The organism is Nonomuraea sp. NPDC049646 (assembly GCF_044465525.1).
In the GTDB taxonomy this organism is placed as follows: Bacteria; Actinomycetota; Actinomycetes; order Streptosporangiales; family Streptosporangiaceae; genus Nonomuraea.
In genome coordinates, this window is record NZ_JBITLU010000004.1 from 462214 (window position 1) to 480276 (window position 18063).

12 protein-coding genes are annotated in these 18063 nt (G+C 72.8%); 3 read left to right on the plus strand and 9 right to left on the minus strand.

Going from position 1 to position 18063, the window contains the following annotated elements:
- Positions 1–50: 50 nt before the first annotated feature.
- A complete protein-coding gene (locus tag ACIBQ8_RS14630) occupies positions 51–2960 on the minus strand; it encodes a LuxR C-terminal-related transcriptional regulator (RefSeq protein WP_397192135.1) in 2910 nt (969 codons plus the stop codon).
- A gap of 216 nt (positions 2961–3176) precedes the next feature.
- Between ACIBQ8_RS14630 and ACIBQ8_RS14635 the strand changes: the two genes are divergently transcribed.
- Positions 3177–4619, plus strand: a complete 1443-nt coding sequence (locus ACIBQ8_RS14635; RefSeq protein ID WP_397192136.1) for a long-chain fatty acid--CoA ligase — start codon at positions 3177–3179, stop codon at positions 4617–4619.
- 19 nt (positions 4620–4638) lie between these two features.
- On the opposite strand, the gene ACIBQ8_RS14640 is transcribed toward ACIBQ8_RS14635, so the two are convergent.
- The 3 genes from ACIBQ8_RS14640 to ACIBQ8_RS14650 form a co-directional block, all read right to left on the minus strand.
- Positions 4639–5646, minus strand: coding sequence for an endonuclease/exonuclease/phosphatase family protein (locus ACIBQ8_RS14640; RefSeq protein WP_397175770.1), 1008 nt, complete (start codon positions 5644–5646; stop codon positions 4639–4641).
- A gap of 131 nt (positions 5647–5777) precedes the next feature.
- Positions 5778–6407 carry a hypothetical protein gene (locus tag ACIBQ8_RS14645; protein ID WP_397192137.1) on the minus strand — a complete coding sequence of 210 codons (630 nt, stop codon included), beginning with the start codon at positions 6405–6407 and terminating at the stop codon, positions 5778–5780.
- A 211-nt stretch (positions 6408–6618) separates the two neighbouring features.
- Positions 6619–7404, minus strand: coding sequence for a hypothetical protein (locus tag ACIBQ8_RS14650; RefSeq protein ID WP_397192138.1), 786 nt, complete (start codon positions 7402–7404; stop codon positions 6619–6621).
- A 461-nt stretch (positions 7405–7865) separates the two neighbouring features.
- Between ACIBQ8_RS14650 and ACIBQ8_RS14655 the strand changes: the two genes are divergently transcribed.
- Together ACIBQ8_RS14655 and ACIBQ8_RS14660 are read left to right on the plus strand one after the other, a co-directional pair.
- A complete protein-coding gene (locus ACIBQ8_RS14655; RefSeq protein WP_397192139.1) occupies positions 7866–9644 on the plus strand; it encodes a hypothetical protein in 1779 nt (592 codons plus the stop codon).
- Positions 9641–10003 (plus strand): hypothetical protein, encoded by a 363-nt coding sequence (locus ACIBQ8_RS14660; RefSeq protein WP_397175778.1) that lies wholly within the window; start codon positions 9641–9643, stop codon positions 10001–10003. Before ACIBQ8_RS14655 ends, ACIBQ8_RS14660 begins: the two co-directional genes overlap by 4 nt.
- A gap of 29 nt (positions 10004–10032) precedes the next feature.
- Here ACIBQ8_RS14660 and ACIBQ8_RS14665 read toward each other — a convergent pair whose 3' ends face one another.
- From ACIBQ8_RS14665 to ACIBQ8_RS14685, 5 genes are all read right to left on the minus strand, one after another.
- Positions 10033–10671 carry a GPP34 family phosphoprotein gene (locus ACIBQ8_RS14665; protein ID WP_397192140.1) on the minus strand — a complete coding sequence of 213 codons (639 nt, stop codon included), beginning with the start codon at positions 10669–10671 and terminating at the stop codon, positions 10033–10035.
- Complete coding sequence (locus ACIBQ8_RS14670; RefSeq protein ID WP_397192141.1) at positions 10668–12065, minus strand: APC family permease; 1398 nt, start codon at positions 12063–12065, stop codon at positions 10668–10670. Before ACIBQ8_RS14670 ends, ACIBQ8_RS14665 begins: the two co-directional genes overlap by 4 nt.
- A 202-nt stretch (positions 12066–12267) precedes the next feature.
- Positions 12268–14568: a chitinase C-terminal domain-containing protein gene (locus ACIBQ8_RS14675; protein WP_397192142.1), complete on the minus strand. Its 2301-nt coding sequence runs from the start codon at positions 14566–14568 to the stop codon at positions 12268–12270.
- A 119-nt stretch (positions 14569–14687) separates the two neighbouring features.
- Positions 14688–15731 carry a PP2C family protein-serine/threonine phosphatase gene (locus ACIBQ8_RS14680; protein ID WP_397175786.1) on the minus strand — a complete coding sequence of 348 codons (1044 nt, stop codon included), beginning with the start codon at positions 15729–15731 and terminating at the stop codon, positions 14688–14690.
- A 162-nt stretch (positions 15732–15893) separates the two neighbouring features.
- Complete coding sequence (locus tag ACIBQ8_RS14685) at positions 15894–17852, minus strand: glycosyl hydrolase family 18 protein (RefSeq protein WP_397192143.1); 1959 nt, start codon at positions 17850–17852, stop codon at positions 15894–15896.
- Positions 17853–18063: the final 211 nt, after the last annotated feature.

An 18063-nucleotide genomic window follows, 5' to 3' on the forward strand; every position in this document is an offset into this window, starting at 1 on the left:
CGGCGGTCACCGGGGCGCGCGGTTCACCTGGGTCCTTCCGGCGGCATCGCTCAGGACATGAACCTGACCAGCTCCACCCGCGAGCGGATGCCGAGCTTGCTGAAGATGTTCCTGAGATGGTGCTCGACCGTGCGCCTGCTGAGGAAGAGCTGCTCGGCGACCTCCTTGTTGGTGGCGCCCGCGGCCACCATGCGGGCGATCTGCGCCTGCTGGGCGGTGAGCTGCGACACCGTCGCGTCCGCGGCCGGCCGGACCGGCTCGCCGGAGGCCCGCAGCTCGGCCCTGGCCTGCTCGGTCCACAGGCGCGCGCCGTGCCGCTCGAACGTCTCCAGCGCCGCGTGCAGGTGGTTCCTGGCCGCGCCGGGCCGCCGGTCGCGCCGCAGCGCGCTGCCCAGCAGCAGGTGCGTACGGGCCGCCTCGAACGCGTTGACGCCCTGGCCGTGCAGGCGCAGGGCGTCCAGGAACAGCTCCTCGGCCTCGCCGGGACGCACCGACAGCAGCGCCCGGCAGCGCGAGACCAGCGCCCGCAGGGCGGGGCTGCGCGTGCTGCCGACCCAGCGTTCGAGCACCCGCAGGGCCGCCGCGGCCCGCTCGCGGTCGCCGGTGCGGGCGGCCGCCTCGATGTAGTGCGGGGTGGACATGACCTTGATGACGACGTGGCGGTTGCGCCGCTCGGCCCGCAGCCGGCCGGCGGCGTCGGCCACGCGGCCCGCGGCCAGGTCGAGGCAGGCCAGCGCCCAGTTGCCGACCGCGCCGGCCAGGCCCAGCTCGTGGGCGTCGGCCAGCTCGATGGCGGCGTCGGCGCGGATCCGGCACGTCTCCTGGTCGCCCTCGACGGCGGCGCTGACCGCCAGCCAGGCCAGGTGCTGGGCCGCGGTGTTGTGCTGGCCGGTCTCGCGGGCCAGCCGCAGGCCCTTCGCGGCGGTCGCGGCGACGGAGGCGTACCGGCCCATCCAGACGTCGGGGTAGATCGTGAACTCCAGGAGCTGCGGCACCGCCGACGCGGCCCCGCGCAGCCGGGCCTCCTCCACGGCCCGCGCCGACAGCCGGTGGGCCACCGCGTCCTCGCCCAGCAGCATGCCCGCCACGCAGGCCCACGTGAGGACGGCCGGGTCGCGTACCGACCCGGCCAGCTCCAGCACCCGCCGCAACGGCCCGGCCGCCTCCTGGTGCAGGCCGCTGAAGGTGTGGGCCATGCCCGCCAGGTACTCGAACATGAGCTGAGCCGTCGCCGGCTCGTCCGGCCGCCGCAGCGCCGCCGCCTGCCGGGCGATCGCGATGAACGCCCGGTTGTCGCCCGCCCGGTAGCTGGCGTCCGCCGCGCGGACCAGCGCGCGCACGCCGAGCACGCGGTGGCTGTCCAGCAACCGCCGGGCCGCCGCCAGCAGCTCCTCGCGGGCGCTGCCGGTCTCGCCGCCCAGCAGCTCCAGGCTGCCGCGCAGGAGCTGGACGTGGCCGCGCAGCTCCTCGGGCGCGCCGGGCGACCGCAGCCGGGCCAGCAGGGAGCGCGCGGCCAGGGGACGTCCCGACACCCAGGCGTGCCTGGCGGCGGCGGCCAGCCGTCCGGCCTCGACCGCGGGATCGGCGGTCAGCTCGGCGGCGCGCTCCAGCGCCAGGTAGGGCTCGGGGAACCCGGCACGACGCTCCGGGGCGAGGCCCGGCTCGGAGCTCCCGGCGGCCCACCGCACGGCCAGCGCCGCCCGCGCCAGCTCGTCCCCGGCCTCCTCGCCGCCGTCCCCCGCCCAGGCCCGGTGCCACGCCCGCCGCAGCCTCTCCCAGCCGCCCGCGCGCTCCCCGTCCGGGCTGCCCTCCTCCGAGCCGGGCGCGCCGGCGGCGTCCGAGGGCTGGGGCCGGGGCGGGGTGAGCAGGGCGGCGAGGAGGCGGTGGGCGCGGCGGCGCTCGGCCAGCGACGCCGCGTGGTAGGCGACCGCCCGCATCGCGGGCTCCCGGAACGCGAACGCGTCCCCCTCGGCCCGCAGGACGCCCGCCCGTTCGGCCGGTTCGAGCACGGACAACGCGCACGCCGGGCTCGCCGCCCTGGCCAGGGTCGCCACGTCCAGGGCCGGATCGGCGGCGATCAGCAGCGACAGCCGGCGCGTCCGCGCGGGCAGCCGGGCCAGCACGCCCGTGTGCTCGCGCCACAACCGCCCACCGGGAGGCAGGACGGCGGGCGGCGCCGCGAGCCCGGCCCGCTGGTCGGGGGTGAGCGCGCCGATCAGCTCGCGCAGCGCCAGCGGGTTGCCGCAGGCGATCTGGTCGAGCGCGGCCGGCAGGTCCTCGGCGAGCCCGCCGGGCGCCAGGTCCGCGGCCAGCTCCCGCACCGCCGGCCCGTCGAGCCCGCGCAGCTCCCGGACGGGCACGCCGTCGAGCCGCCACGTCGCGCCGCCGTCGAACCCCTCCTGGACCGGCTCGCCGTCGGGCCCGCGCTCGCGGTACGGGGTGGGCGCCGGAGGTCTGGTGGTGAAGAGCAGGGCGATCGGCTCGCAGGACAGGCGGCGGGCCACGAACGAGAGCGCGTCCAGGCTGGCCGCGTCCAGCCGGTCGGCGTCGTCCACGCAGGCCAGCACGGGACGCTCGGCGGCGACCGCCGACAGCAGCCCGAGCACGGCGGCGGGCAGCACGAGCCCCGCCCCGCAGGTCCCGGACTCCAGGGCCGCGGCCAGGGCGCGGGCCTGGACGGCCGGCAGCGCCGCGACGGCCGCGGACACCGGCCTCAGCAGGCCGTGCAGCCCCGCGTACGGCACCCGCGACTCCGGCTGCACCCCCGCCACCCGCAGCACCCGGAACCCGGAGGCCCGCGCGGCGGCCAGGTCGAGCAGTGCCGTCTTGCCCATGCCCGCCGCGCCGGTCAGCAGCAGCGCCCCGCCGGAGCCGGCCCGGGCGTCGTCGAGCAGCCGCGACAGGACGTTCTCCTCCGCGTCGCGGCCGCGTAACACGGGGACGCGCGTGACTGGGGACACGCCGTCCAGTGTCACGCGCGGGTGCCACCGCTGAAAGGGGCCGCCGTCCACGGAAACCGCCGGCCGGGCCTCTCGGCCGCAGGCGAGCGGATGGACGGGAGAAAGTGTGGCATTCCGGTGACAGCAAGCGCTTGGTGACCTACCTTGAGTCCTGACCGTCAAGGAGTGCCGATGCGGAATCAGGGGCTTGGGTCATGGCCGGCACGCAGGGCGCGGATGACGCCCGCCCGGCCCGCCGTCGGTTACCGGGGAATCGACCGCACCTACGGCGACCTGTACGACCGGGTCACCCGCCTGGCCCACGGGCTGACCGGCCTGGACGTGGGCCGCGGCGACCGGATCGCCTATCTCGGGCCCAACCACCCGTCCCTGGTGGAGACGTTCTTCGCCGCCGGGCTGCTGGGCGCGGTGTTCGTCCCGCTCAACGCCCGGCTGGCCGCGCCCGAGCTGCGCTTCCTCCTGGACGACTCCGGCGCCCGCGTCGTCGTCCTCGGCGCGGGCCAGGACGGCGGCGGCCTGCCCGGCCGGCACCTGGGCCAGGACGCCTTCGAGGAGCTGATCGCCGGCGCCCCCGCCGACCCCGTGGACGAGCCGGTGAGCCAGGACGACATCTGCCTGATCATGTACACCTCGGGCACCACCGGCCGCCCCAAGGGCGCGATGCTCACCCACGGCAACCTCATCTGGAACGCCGTGAACCTGCTGGTCGACGTCCCCCTCGCGCACGACGAGGTGACGCTGGTCAGCGCGCCGCTCTACCACATCGCGGCCCTGGCGCAGACGCTCGTGCCGACCGTGCTGAAGGGCGGCAGGGCGCTGCTGGAGCCGTCGTTCGGGGTGGACAGGACGTTCGACCTGGTCGAGTCCGAGCGGGTCACGATGATGTTCGGCGTGCCGTCGATGTTCGCGGCCCTCGCGCGGTCGCCGCGCTGGGCGCAGGCCGACCTGTCCAGCCTGCGGCACCTGCTGTGCGGGGGAGCGCCGGTGTCCGAGCCGCTGATCAGGACGTACCGGGAGCGCGGGCTGCCGTTCCTCCAGGGGTACGGCATGACGGAGACCTCCCCGGGCGCGCTCTTCCTCGGCGCGGGGCACCCGGACGCCGGGCTCGGCTCGGCCGGGGTGCCGTGCTTCTTCTCCGACGTGCGGCTGGTCGCCCCCGACGGCTCGCCCGCCGCCCCCGGCGAGCCCGGCGAGGTGTACGTCCAGGGCCCCAACGTCATGCCCGGCTACTGGCGGCGGCCGAAGGAGACGGCCAAGGTGTTGTCCGCCGACGGCTGGTTCAGGTCGGGCGACATCGGCGTGGCCGACGAGGACGGGTACGTCCGCATCCGCGACCGGATCAGCGACATGTACATCTCCGGCGGCGAGAACGTCTACCCGGCCGAGATCGAGAACCTGCTCCTCGCCCATCCGGCGGTGGCCGAGTGCGCGGTGATCGGCGTGCCGGACGAGAAGTGGGGGGAGACCGGCAAGGCGCTGGTCGTGCTGCGGCGGGGCGCGAGCGCGGAGCCCGAGGAACTGCTCGCCCACCTGGACGGCCGCCTGGCCCGCTTCAAGATCCCGAGGTATCTGGAGCTCGTCCCCGGCCTGCCGCGGAACGGCGCCGGCAAGCTGCTCAGGGCGTCCCTCAGAAAGCTGCACGGGCGGCAGGAGCCGTGACCGGTCAGGGAGCGGCGGGTCAGCCGATGGCGGGCAGGCGCAGGTCGGCGAAGACGCCGCGGTGGTCGGTGCCGGGCACGTCGAGGATCTCCGTACGGGCCACGCCCACCCGGCGGTCGGCCAGCACGTGGTCGATCGTGATGAACGGCGGTACCGCCCTGCCGTTGGGCCAGGTCGGGACGAGCCCCTTGCCCACCTGGTCGGCCGCGTCGACGTAGCCCCTGGCCAGCAGGTCGCGGAAGGCGCGGTGGTCGAGACTGGCGTTGAAGTCGCCGGCCAGGATCCTGAGCACCGACGGCGACGGGGACGGCAGCGCCTTGAGCGAGGCGTCCCACTCGGCCGCCATCCGGCCGAGCGGCGGGTTGGGGTGCACGGCCACGACCTCGACCTTGCCGCCCGAGGGCAGGGACAGCGTGGCGGCCGGCATGTTGTGGCCGATCGGGGTGAACAGCCCCCGCCGCGCCCGCAGCGGGTGCTTGGCGAACAGGCCGCTGCCGATCGCGCCGTCCGCGGCCTGGAGCACCCGGTACGGGAGCAGCTTGCGCAGCCCCGCCTGGTCGAGCCGCCGGACCGCCTCCGGGGTCAGCTCCAGCGCGCTGAAAACCTCGATCTCGTACGTGCGCACCAGGCGGACCACGGTCTCGGCGTCGGCCCGTCCGAACAGGTTGACCGACAGCACCCGCAGCGGGACGCCGTCGATCACCTTGCCCGCCTCCACCCCGGACGTCCTCGGGATCAGGCACGCCACGAACACCATGCCCACGACGGCCGCGCTCAGCCCCGCCGGGCGGTTGCGCCTGAGCACCGCCAGCAGCGCGGTCAGCGCGGCCAGCCCCGCGCCGATCGGCGTCACCGTCATGAGCTGGATGAGGATGGAGCCGGTCTCCAGGCCGCCGACCCGCAGCGCCGCCCAGGCCGCCAGCAGCGCGACCACCGTCCAGGCGAACCAGCGCCTGCGCCGCCGGGGTGAGGGACGCTTGCCGGCGGATGCGCGTTCGGCCGTCGCGCTCGCTCCCCGTTGATCCACAGCATGAACCCTAAGGCAGCGGCGGAGGACCCGAACCAGCGCCGCTCACCCCGTCCCGTCCCGCCTCAGCCCGCGCCTCACCCCGGCCCGTCCCGCCTCAGCTCGGCCCGCCCTCGGCTCGGCTCGGTGGCTCACCTTGCCGACTCGGCGCCGGTCTTGACGGCGAGGAGTTGCCTGCGCATCGCGACGAAGTCGCCGACGTCCGTCATCGCGACGTGGGCGGCGCCGCGCACGGTGGGCTCGCCGCGCATCCGGAGCCGGTAGATCAGCCGGGTGCCGCCGCCGGTGTCGCGGAGCGCGATGGAGCAGGTCGTGGTGGCGTCGGCGCCGCGGTCGGCCAGGACGAGGCTGTGCGGGGCCTCGATCCGCTCGACGACGAAGGCGCCGCCGTCCATGACGTCGCCTGGCTTGAGGGCGCCGGGATTGAGGTCGTGCGGGGGCTGCGGGGGCTCGCCCGCGGCTGCCGCCCACGCGTCGGCTCCGGCGCCAGGGCGGGTGTCGGGGCGGGTACCGGGGCGGGGGCCGGGGCCCGGGTAGCCGCCGAGCCGGACCACCCAGGCCCACACGACCGGCGGCGGCGCGTCCACGGTGACGGCACGGGTGGCCTGGAGCTGGGGGAGCGGCACGATGTCGTCGCCCGGCAGGTCCTCGTGCACCTCTTTGTCGGTCGCGCCCCAGCGCAGGTGCCAGGGCCGCACGGCGAGCAGGTACCCGGCCGCCGCACCCGCGGCCAGCCGGAACACACGGCGTGGCAGGAACATCGCAGCACTCCTTCGTGTCACTGACGGAACGTGTCGCTGGACGTGTTGCTGAGCGTGTCGCTGAACGTGTTGCCGGACGTGTTGCCGGGCCGGGCGTGCCGTCGGCGGCGTGTGTCGCCGGAGCCCCTGGCGGGACGTGTCGTCTGCGTCGGCCTCTCGTCGATCGGCGCCCGGAATTTCGGAGCTTATGCTGAATTATGGGCCAATGTGGCTAGATCTGGTCGGCTTTCCATATTGTCAGGCCATATGTCTCCGCAATCGGCCGCCACGCCTGCGCGAATTCTGCCTTCGCCGTCTGCGCGGCCTCCGATCTGCTGAGACCTCGCCGGTAATCGCGGTCGCCCGAGACCGGGCCGGTGCAGCCGCCCGCCACATGCCGCCGGGCCCAGGACAGGAAGGCGGTGTCGGCGTCGTAGGAGGCGTCGAGTGCGGTGATGAGCGTCTGCTTCAGCGCCGCGCCGTCGGGCAGGGCCGTCACGTCCAGCGTCCGGGCGGCGGCGAGCTGGTCGCGGCGGCCGGCGGTGATGTCCTCGATCGTGGTCACGCCGCTCCGGCGGCAACCGGTCGCGTCCGCGATCGCCGCCGACAGGCTGGAACGGGCGGAACTGCTGCTGGACAGCAGCTCGTCCACCTGTCCGGCTTGCCCGGCCGCAGCCGCCGTCGGGTCCGTGCTCGGCGTCGGGCCGGTGCTCGGGGCCGGGTCGTCGGCGGGGGTGGCGTCCCCGGTCGCGGGGTCCTCCGCCGCCTCGTCCGAGGTCTGAGGCTGGACGGCCGACGGCGCGCCGCTCGAACTTCCGCCCGCCTCCGCCGGAGAGGACGGGCGGCTCCCGGCCACCCACCAGACCAGCGCCGTCGTCGCACCCGCCAACGCCACGCTGACCAGCACCACCGGCCGCCGCCACCCCGGCGGACGCAACCGCGACGGCGGCGGCGGATGATCGTCCATCGGCGGCCCCTGCGACAGGCCGCCGAACACGCCCTCCCCGGACGAACGCACCCCAGGCGGGTTACCATCGGCGCCGCCCACCGCGACCGGGACATGGCTGCCGCCGGGAGGGGCACTGGGACCTGAGGGTCTGGAGGGCGGGAAACCAGGGCCGCCGGGTTGGGGGCCGGTATTTGAAGGGCCGCCGGGCACATGGCCCCTCCCCGTTGGGCTGCCGGGTGGGGTGCCGGTGCCTGCGGGGGTGGGGGGTGTGGGGGTGGGGAGGTGGGCGCCGCAGCGGGGGCACTGGGTCAGGGCGCCGGTGTCGCTGCCGCATCGCCCGCACCGCCTCCCGGCGCCTGAATGGTGGACCAATACACCCTCCCGTAATGCTCCGTAAAGGGAAGAATTTCAATTTATCGGGCTTTTGTCCCGACCTTCACTTCCGGTGAACGAGACTATTTGATAACAACGAGCCCCCCAAAGCACTCGCCCCTCATAAGCTCGGCCGGGTTCACCGACGAAGGAGGGTCATGGCCGTCGACAGCTCCGGCGCCGCCGGATCCACGCGGGACACCACGGCCCACCCGGGCGTGCCCCGCATGAGCAACGTCACCCGCTACCTCAGCGCCGCCGCCTACCTCGACAGCGGGTTCCGCGACCGGGTGCTGGGCGAGCTGATGTTCGACCCCTACCGCGCGGTCCCCCCGTCCTACGGCGGCTTCGACCTCATCCCGGTGATCCACCACTGCCGGCGCTCGCGCTCGATGCTCGTCGTCCGCGACGCGCTCATCACCGTGTTCTTCCTGGCCGGGTTCGTGATCTCGCCGGTGACCACGATCGCGTGGGTGGCGATGCTCGTCCCGCTGGTGCTGCTCACCTCGGGGCGGGTCCGGCGCGGCTCGCTGCTGCTGCGGGGCGCGCTCTGGTTCTGGGCCGCGAACATGGCCCTGCTCCTGCTGGCCGGGGTGTTCTCCACCGCGCTGTCCGTGCTGCTGCTGCAGGGCCTGTCCAGCTCCTCCTTCTACGACGACGGCCCCTCCTACGGCGTCGCCGACGTCCTGAGCCAGGGGCTCGGCACGCTGGCCCTGGCGATGGCGGTGCCCTTCACCACGCTGGGGGTGGCGCTGGTCTACCGGATCGCGACGTACATGACGCTGGCGGGCACGCTGCGGCCGGGCGCGCCCGAGCCGGTCACCGGCGCGACCGGCCCCCGCACCGCCCACCGCGTCGACTACGTGCGCAGCGCCCAGTGGGGCAACATCACCATGTACGCCAACGAGGACGCCTTCATGGGCGCCGGGTCCATCGCCAGGAGCTGGTCGATCGCCGTCGAGCTCGACCGGGTGCGCGGCCGCGAGGGCCCGCCGCGCCGCCAGGACGACCCGGTCGACATCGACCCCGTCGAGCTGCACGCCTTCGTCCGCGAGCGGCTGAAGGACATGCGCGACCGCGTGCTGCGTCCCAACGAGGGCATCCAGCGGCTCGACATCGGCGACCACGTCGTCACCAGGGGGATCTTCACCGTGGCCGACTGGCACGAGGGCGGCGTCCCGGTGTCCCATCCGCTGATCGGCAAGAACGGCCTGCCCAGGTCCCACGCCACGCCCGAGGAGATCGAGGCCGTCGTCCGCCATCCGCAGGGCGGCGTGCGCTACTACCAGCGCGTCACGATCAACAACGCCGGGCAGGAGATCCGCGACCGCAACGGCCGGCTCGTCGCGCCCGCCGAGGACCAGGAGGCGCTGACCTCCGCGTTCATCTACCTGGCCGTCGAGGGCCGGATGCTCTACACCCAGTTCGTGGTCACCGTGCTCCCGCCCGCCCACGGCCCCTACCACGTGGTCGACCGGCTGCCCACGATGACCGGCGGCCGCATCGCCTGGGAGGCGGTCAGGTCGTTGAAGCTGCGGCTGCTGCGCGACGTGCTGGCCGCGCCCGCCCGGCTGGTCCGTACGGGGGTGCAGGCCGTCCGGCAGAACATGCTGGCGCCCGACCCGCGCAAGCACATCGTCTACCCCTACGGCGCCCGCTTCAGCGTCCGGGAGCTGGGCGCGAGCGACGACCTGCAGACCCACATCCAGGTGCTCGACGTCTCCAAGTACGTGCGGATGATCGAGCAGCGGCTCACCGAGGCGGTCCTCGACTTCCTGGAGGACAAGGGCGTGGAGACGGGCGCCTACCGGTTGCAGGCGGCGAGCGTGACCATGAACACGCTGTCGGTCAGCGGCGGCGCCACGGTCAGCGGCCCGGTCGCCTTCGGGCACCAGGCCGCGGCGACGGTCAACAACCTGGGAGGGCAGGGCGCGTGACGACCGAGGGAACCCCGACGCCGAGCTCGTACGGCGTGCACATCAGCGGCGGCGAGGTGAGCGGCCCGATCGCGGTGGGCCCGCACTCCCGCGCGACGGTCAACAACCTGGGCGGCGCGGCCCCCGGCGAGGCGGCCCGGCTGCTCGACCGGCTGGAACGCCTGCTCGCCGAGCACGAGGCCGAGGTGACCGAGCCCGCGCGGGCCCGCCGGGACGTCGCCGACGTGCGGCAGGAGATCGAGCAGGCCGACCCCGACCGCTCCCGCGTCCTCGACGCGCTCAAGCGGCTGTCGGCCCGCGCGGCCGAGGTGTCGGTGATCGTGGAGGTCGTCGGCCAGATCCGCGAGCTGTTCGGCTGACCCCCCGCGGCTCTCGGAGGGGGCCGTGGTCAGCGGAAGACCGCGATCGCGGCCTCGCCGAGCATGTCGTCGATGAGCTGCACGACCTCCCTGACGACGGGGGAGTGCTCGCCCGCGATCTCCCGGAGGCGTTCGACGAGCCGGGCCGAGGGCTGGTCGAGGTAGAGCTCGGCCTCCAGCCGCAGCGCGCCCACCAGCCCGCACAGCGCCGCGCCGCGCCCGTCGGGCTGCTTCCAGCCCTCCACCGCCGAGCGCACCCCGGCCGAGGCGCGCACCACCGAGGCGATGTCGGCGAGCTGGTACCGCGTGTACGGCAGCATGCCCATGCGCCGCCTGGTCACCATGACCAGCACGCCCGCGGTGACCAGGCTCTGCCGGGTGAGGTCGTAGGCGTCCTCGGCGAGCTTCTTGATCCAGAACCTGGCCTCGCCCTCGGCCCGGTCGCGGGCCATCAGCGGGACGAGGGAGTCCACGACCGCGTCGCCGACCGGGGTGGGGTCGACGACGGCGATCCGGCCCTGCCCGACCGTGACGCGCCCGCTCAGCGCCAGGTCGAGCAGCACCGCCCCGGCCAGCCCGAGCGCCATCGAGTGCTGGTGCACCAGGGGCTTGCCGGACTGGTCGTGGCCGATGAGGAACAGCTCGTGGTGGAGCGGCGGCCGCGTCACGGCGACCGGATCCCGGTCAGGCCGGCCTTCTCGTCGCCGTCCAGCACCGGGCGGCGGCCGCGGGCGTACAGGACGCCGAGGACGACGACGCCGACCGCGAGCCAGATCAGGCCCACCCGCTGGGCCATGATGTTGGCGTTGACGATCACGAAGATCAGGATCGCCATGCCGATCAGCGGCATCACCAGGTGCGACCAGAAGTCCGACGAGCGCTGCCTGACCCGGTAATGGACGATCACCGACACGTGCAGCACGACGAACGCGATCAGGCCGCCCATGTTGACCAGGCTGCTCAGCAGGCCGACGCCCTCCTTGAGCTGCGAGGCCCACACGCCGATGGCGATGGACAGGGCCGAGACGAGCAGGATGGCGTTGGCCGGGACCGAGTGCTTGATCGACACCTTGGCGAGGAAGGCGGGCAGTTGCCGGTCACGGGCCATGGCGTACAGCAGGCGGGAGACGGCGACCTGGGCCACCAGCGTGTCGGCGAAGCCCCAGGAGATGGCGGTGGCCGTCGAGGTGACGTGCCGCAGCCACTCGCCGCCCGCCGAGGCGGCGGCGTCGTAGAAGGCGGTCTCCGAGCCGGTCTGCAGCAGGCCGGCCGGGTCGGGCACCACCAGCGCCGCCACCCAGACCTGGGCGACGAACAGCAGCCCGGCCAGGATCAGCGCCAGCCGCATGGCCCTGGCCACCTGGGCCGAGCCGCCCGCGGACTCCTCGACGAGCATGCTGATGCCGTCGAAGCCGAGGAAGGACAGCACCGCGACGGAGACCGCGGCGAAGATCACCGGCCAGGAGAAGGTGTCGGGGTTGAACAGCGGTGTGAGGCTGAACCCGTGGCCCCGGCCCTGGAGCAGGGCCCAGATCCCGATCAGCACGAACAGGCCGAGCACGACCAGCTCACAGGTGATCAGCACCTTGGTGAGGGTGATCGTCATCCGGATGCCGCGCAGGTTGACCACCGTGTTGACGGCCACGAAGATGAGCAGCCACCCCCAGACCGGCACCCCTGGCACGCTGTTGTTCATGGCGATCGAGGCGACCAGGTAGAGCAGGCTCGGCACGAGCAGGTAGTCGAGCAGGATCGCCCACCCGGTCATGAAGCCGACCGACGGGGCGATGCCGCGGCCCGCGTAGTTGTAGACCGACCCCGACAGCGGGAAGGCCTTGACCATCTGCGCGTAGGAGGCCGCGGTGAACAACATCGCGACCATGCCCACCAGGTACGCCAGGACGGGCATGCCGCCCGAGGTCTTGTAGACCGGGCCGAAGATCGCGAACGGCGCGATCGGCACCATGAAGATCAGGCCGTAGAACACGAGATCGGTCAGTCCGACCCCGCGGCGTAATTCCTGACGGTAGCCGAACTGCTCGATGCTCTCCTGAGGTTGCACGACAGCCTCTCCATGTCGTCCATGCGGGGGGTGACGGGCCTCGGTATACGCATGGGGTTACGGATACCGGTGGGGCTCGATCTGGCGATCCTTCCGTAGCCCACGGTCACGTCGCAAGAGGCTGCTCCAGGTGGTTGCGTACCTGAGCCCGGCGGAGGCGGGCGGGACGCGTGCCGTCCCCCCCCCCGGCCGGGGCGCCGCCTCAGCAGGCGCCGACGTCCTTCCACACGCCCCACTCGCCGGTGGTGCCGGGCTCCTGGCCCTGCGTCCACCACTTGGCCTCCCACGTGTGGGCCTTGTGCGAGACGCGCTGGCCGCCGTTGTAGACGGCCGTCGCGCTCCAGGCGGGCGCGGTGCAGGCGCCGCCGGTCGGGGTGACGGTCGGGGTCGCGGACGGGCTCGGGCTGGGCGCGACGCCGCCCCGCGCCAGGTCCTGGACCAGCCCGTACGTCCGGCCGCCGAAGGTCAGCGTGTAGTTCGCCTGGCCGGGGACGGGCAGGTAGTACACGTAGTCGAGGGTCACCGACGCGCCGGGGGCGAGCGTCTGCCAGGTGGGCAGCTTCACCGACACCCGGTGGAAGTCGCCCTTGAGCCCGCCGACGTTGTTGCCGGTGTGCTCACTGCTGATCACCCGCAGGCCGAAGCCGGACTGGTCCTTGGCGTTGTTCGGGGCGGAGGTCGCGTAGTCCCACTGGAACTCAGCGCCGCCCGGGACGGTGGTCTGCGTCTTGTTGGTGATGACGAGCTTGGGGTTGATCGGGTAGTTGCTGTCGCCGGCGGGGAAGCCGGTGGCCTCGATCGTGACGTCCACCTTCTCGGCGGGGACGGCCACCTTGGCCTTGGCCGCGCCGTACGGGGCGGCGGTCCTGAGCTTGTCGTAGAGCAGGCCGGTCAGGGTCTGGCCCATGAAGTACTCGCCCTTGGCCGCGTCCCAGGCGTAGTCGCCGGCCAGTTCCCAGATCATCACGCCGCCGATGCCCTGATTCCTGACGTAGTCGGCCTTGGCGCCGAGCGACTGGTCGTCCTCGGTGGACAGGAACACCTTCTTGCCGGCGTTCCACAGCCAGGGGGCGGTCAGGGTGGCGTTGTAGTTGCGGGTGTAGGTGCCGGTCAGCCGGTCCTCGGGGTCGTTGGCCGGGTCCAGGCCGTAGGCGGGGCCGTAGGAGCCGGCGATGCCCTTGGCCAGGTTCATGGCGTGCCACATGGGGTTGGAGCCGGCGCCGACCTCCTTGCCGTTCTCCTCGTCGTGCCAGAGGTTGTCGATGCCGCGGGCGCCGTCGCCGCAGGTGGTCAGGCCCTGCGGGCAGCTTCCGCTCGGGCCGTTGGAGGTGCCCCACAGGCCGTTCGCGCCGCCGTTGACGTTCCTCCAGCCGCGCGTGTAGTACGGCACGCCGATGTTGATCCGGCCGGCCGGCATCGCGCCGCGGAAGTAGTGGTAGGCCCAGTCGGTGTTGAGGTAGCCGAGCCCGCCGTACTGGGCGGCGGTGTAGACGCCCCACTTGGCCAGCTCGGCGTCCTTGCCGTCGTCGTACAGGGCGGCGTTGGGGCCGACGAACTCGTTCCAGGCGCCGTGCAGGTCGTAGGACATGATGTTGACGTAGTCCAGGTACTGGGTGACCTGGAAGGTCTCCATGCCGCGCAGCAGGTAGCCGGAGGCGGGGGCGGCGACGGTCAGCATGTAGTACCTGCCGTCGGCGGCGGCCGCGGTGTCCAGCTTCTGGCGCAGCGTCCTCATCAGGGCCGCGTAGCCCTTCATCAGGTTCGACCTGCGGGCGTTGGCGATGGTCCAGTCGAGCGGGTTCCCCGCGTCCTTCATCGAGGTCGGGTACTCGTAGTCGATGTCGACGCCGTTGAACCCGTACGCGCGCACGAACGCCACGACCGAGTCGGCGAACGTGCCGATGCCGGCCTGGTTGACCGAGCCGTCGGCGTTGGTGGTCATCGAGTAGAAGCCGCCGGAGGGCACGCGGGCGCCGCCGGCGTCGAGGTAGCCGCCGGTCTCGGCCCAGCCGCCGACCGACACCAGCGTCTTGGTGCCGGGGTACTGCTTCTTGTACTTGTTCAGCAGGTTGAAATGGCCTTTGTAGGCGTAGGCCGGGTCCATCTCGGCGCCGGGGACGCCGGGCCACTCGGTCGCGGTGGCGTTGGCGTCCACGGCGATCTTGTTGCTGCCGTCGACGTGGGCGAAGGCGTAGTTGATGTGGGTGACCTTGCCCCACGGGATGTCGCCGGCCAGGTAGGCGGGCTGGCCGTTCTTGCCGGTGCGCCAGCTGGTGAAGTAGCCGATGATGCGGCGGGGGTGGTCGGCCCCCATCTTCTCGCGGCCGTCCTCGTCGTAGGCCAGGCAGTAGGGGACGTCCACGCCGGGGGTCTGGTAGAGGCCGTCCGGGCGGCAGGCGGCGTTGTCGGCCGCGGCGGTGGCCGTACCGGCCAGGGCTCCTGCGATGAGGACCAGTGAGGTGCCGCACGCGGCCAGGGCCGCGCGTAGGCGTGTGGGCTTCAAGGCCACCTCCGAGGGGGCATGACTGGGGGGTTGATCGGAAGGTAAGCCTGGCGAACAGGGCCGTCAATGCTTTCTGTTAGGAAACTTTCTTAATAGTTGCCGTCCGGTCGCCCGGCCGGTCACGATCCGGTCCGGCGCAGGATGAGCACCGCGATGTCGTCGCGCGGGGCGCCGTGCGTGAAGGCGTTCAGGTCGGCGGCCAGGGCCTCGACGGTCCTGGCGGGCGGGTCACGGGCCCAGGAGCGCAGCCGCTGCTCCAGCGGGTAGAAGGAGCCGTCGCGGGCGCGGGCCTCGGTCACGCCGTCGGTGCACAGCAGCAGCGAGGCCCCCCGCGGGAAGGCGAAGCGCGCGCCGTGGCGCGGCTCGCCCGCCAGCCCGGCCAGGCCGAGCGGCACCTCCGGCTCGCCGAGCCAGAGCTGCCCGGCGTTCCCGCCGTGGATCAGGTACGGCGCGATGTGCCCGCAGTTGACCGCGTCCACCTCCAGCTCGGGGCCGATGTCCAGCAGCAGGGCGGTGACGAACCGCTCGGGCTCGCCGGTGTGCGCGGCGAACCTGTTGTGCCTGATCACGGCGTCCTCCAGGGCGTCGGCCACGCCCATGAGGGAGATCTCGCGGTAGGCCGCCTCCCGGAAGGCGCCCAGCACGGCCAGCGCGGCGCCGATCGCGGGCAGCCCCTTGCCCTGTACGTCGGCGATCATCACCCGGGTCCCGTACGGCGACGGCGCCACCTCGTACATGTCGCCGCCCACCATCGTGTCCTCCTCGATGGGCTGGTAGAGGCCGTCCACGACCACGTCGAGGGAGCGCAGCGGCAGCGGCCTGACGAGCTGCCGCTGCAACGCCGCGGCGGCCGAGCGCAACCGGCGCACCTCCTCCTCGCGCTGGATCCGGTAGCTCGCGCCGACCACGCTCATCAGCCCGAATGCCGCGGTGAAGCCGGAGACCTCCAGGTTCGTCCGCAGGTTGCCGCCCAGATAGGCGACCGAGGCCGACACCACCGCCAGCACCCACACCGACGCGACCGCCGTCTGCCACACCGAGCCCAGCGCCGACACGATCGCGGGCAGGAAGATCAGCACCGGCACGAGCTCCGCGCCCCCGCCGGTGAACCTGTCCAGCCCGACCACCAGCGCCGTGATCCCGATCAGGCCGACCACGAACACCGGTGTCGTGAAGAAGGGCCGCCTGTGCCCGCCACCCCAGAGAATCGTCGTTCACCCCCCGGTGACCAGCTTCTCCCAAGGCGTCCGCGTTCCGTCCTGCGGCGCGCCGGGCACGGCGAAGGGCCGGCCCCGAAACCCGGGACCGGCCCTTGACGTGCGAACTTATCCGAGGCCGTTCTTCATGGCCGTGAGGAGTTCGGCGTTGGTGGTGTCACCGCTGAGCTCCCAGAAGAACGCGCCGCCGAGGCCCTGGTTCTTCGAGTAGCTCATCTTGCCGCCGATGGTGCTCGGCGTGTCGTAGCTCCACCACTGGTTGCCGCAGTAGGCGTAGGCCGTGCCCGCGACCGTGCCGGTGGACGGGCAGCGGGTCTTGATGACCTTGTAGTCCTCGATGCCCTGCTCGTACGTGCCGGGCGCCGGGCCGGTCGCGGTGCCGCCGGGCGCGGCCTGGGTCACGCCGGTCCAGCCGCGGCCGTAGAAGCCGATGCCGAGCAGCAGCTTGGCGGCCGGGACGCCCTTGCTCTTCAGCTTCTGGATGGCGTTGTCGGTGTAGAAGCCGGGGACCGGGATCTTGTCCCAGGTGGTGAGCGGGGAGTGGGGGGCGGTCGGGCCCTGCGCGTCCCAGCCGCCGAAGAAGTCGTACGTCATGACGTTGTACCAGTCGACGTACTGGGCGGCGCCGCCGTAGTCGGCCGCGTCGATCTTGCCGCCGTTGTTGCCGTCGGCGGTGATGGCCGCGGTGACCAGGTTGTTCGCGCCGAAGCGGGAGCGCAGCGCCGACATCACGTTCTTGAACGCCGCCGCGCCGCTGGTGTCACAGGTCAGGCCGCAGGCGTTCGGGTACTCCCAGTCGATGTCGATGCCGTCGAAGACGTCGGCCCAGCGGGGGTCCTCCACCAGCTTGTAGCAGGAGTCGGCGAAGGCCGTCGGGTTCTGCGCCGCCTGGCCGAAGCCGCCGGACCAGGTCCAGCCGCCGAAGGAGAAGAGCACCTTCAGGTTGGGGTACTTCTTCTTCAGCTTGCGCAGCTGGTTGAAGTTGCCCCGCAGCGCGCCGTTGTCCCAGGTGTCGGCGACGCCGTCGACGCTCTCGCCCGCCTGGTAGAAGCGGTCGTAGTCGGCGTAGCTGTCGCCGATCGTGCACTGTCCGTTCTGCACGTTGCCGAACGCGTAGTTGATGTGGGTCAGCTTGGCCGCCGAGCCGCTGGTGTCGATGTTCTTGACGTGGTAGCCGCGCTGGTAGATGCCCCACTGGACGAAGTAGCCCAGCACCTTGTTGCCGCCGCCACCGCCGCCGCCCGTGGTGGTCGCGGTGATCTGGTTGCTGTCGGCGGAGCGGTTGCCGGCCGCGTCACGCGCGCGCACGGTGTAGCTGTAGGAGGTGTTGGCGCTGAGGCCGCTGTCGTTGTACGTGGTGCCCGTGACGGTCGTGACCAGCGTGCCGCCGCGGTAGACCTCGTAGCCGGTCACGGCCACGTTGTCGGTGGAGGCGTTCCAGGCCAGCGAGACGCTGCTGTTGCTGACGCCGGTCGAGCGCAGGTTGCCGGGCACCGACGGCGGGGTCGTGTCGTCGCCGCCACCGCCGCCGGTGGTCGTCGCCGAGATCTGGTTGCTGTTGGCCGAGCGGTTGCCGGCCGCGTCGCGCGCGCGCACGGTGTAGCTGTACGCCGTGCTCGCGGTGAGGCCCGTGTCGTTGTACGTGGTGCCCGTGACGGTCGTGACCAGCGTGCCGCCGCGGTAGACCTCGTAGCCGGTCACCGCCACGTTGTCGGTGGAGGCGTCCCAGGCCAGGGCCACGCTCGTGTTCGTGACGCCGGTCGAGCGCAGGTTGCCCGGCACGGACGGCGCGGTCGTGTCGCTGCCGCCGCCGCCGGAGACCTTCCACAGCGCCGCCACGTTCGGCGGCTCCCAGCCGGGCTGGGAGGTGTGCGCCTGGAGGCAGACGTAGTCGACGCCGTTGTAGGTGACGACCGTGCCCGCCGTGTAGGCGGTCCACGGGGCCCAGGCCGCCGCGTACGCCACCGTGCTGGCGGAGGCGAGCGGTGGGGCGGCCACGGCCGCGGTGAGGGGCAGGGCCAACGCCGCCATTCCCGCCAGGACCTTGCTCAGAATGGTGTGTTTCATGTCGCTCCGACATCCGTTGGGGGGTGTGTGGGGAGTGGGATGGGAGACTTCTGGGGAAACTATTAGGAAAGTTTCCTTTAAGTTGTGAATCGACGGTAGCCTCTGCCTGGGGGAGCGTCAATACGTATCGGTCAGGCGTCCGTAATCGTGCCGGTCAGACCGCGGACACGGCCGTTCACGAGGGGATAACGGTTCGGGAACGGGGGCTGAC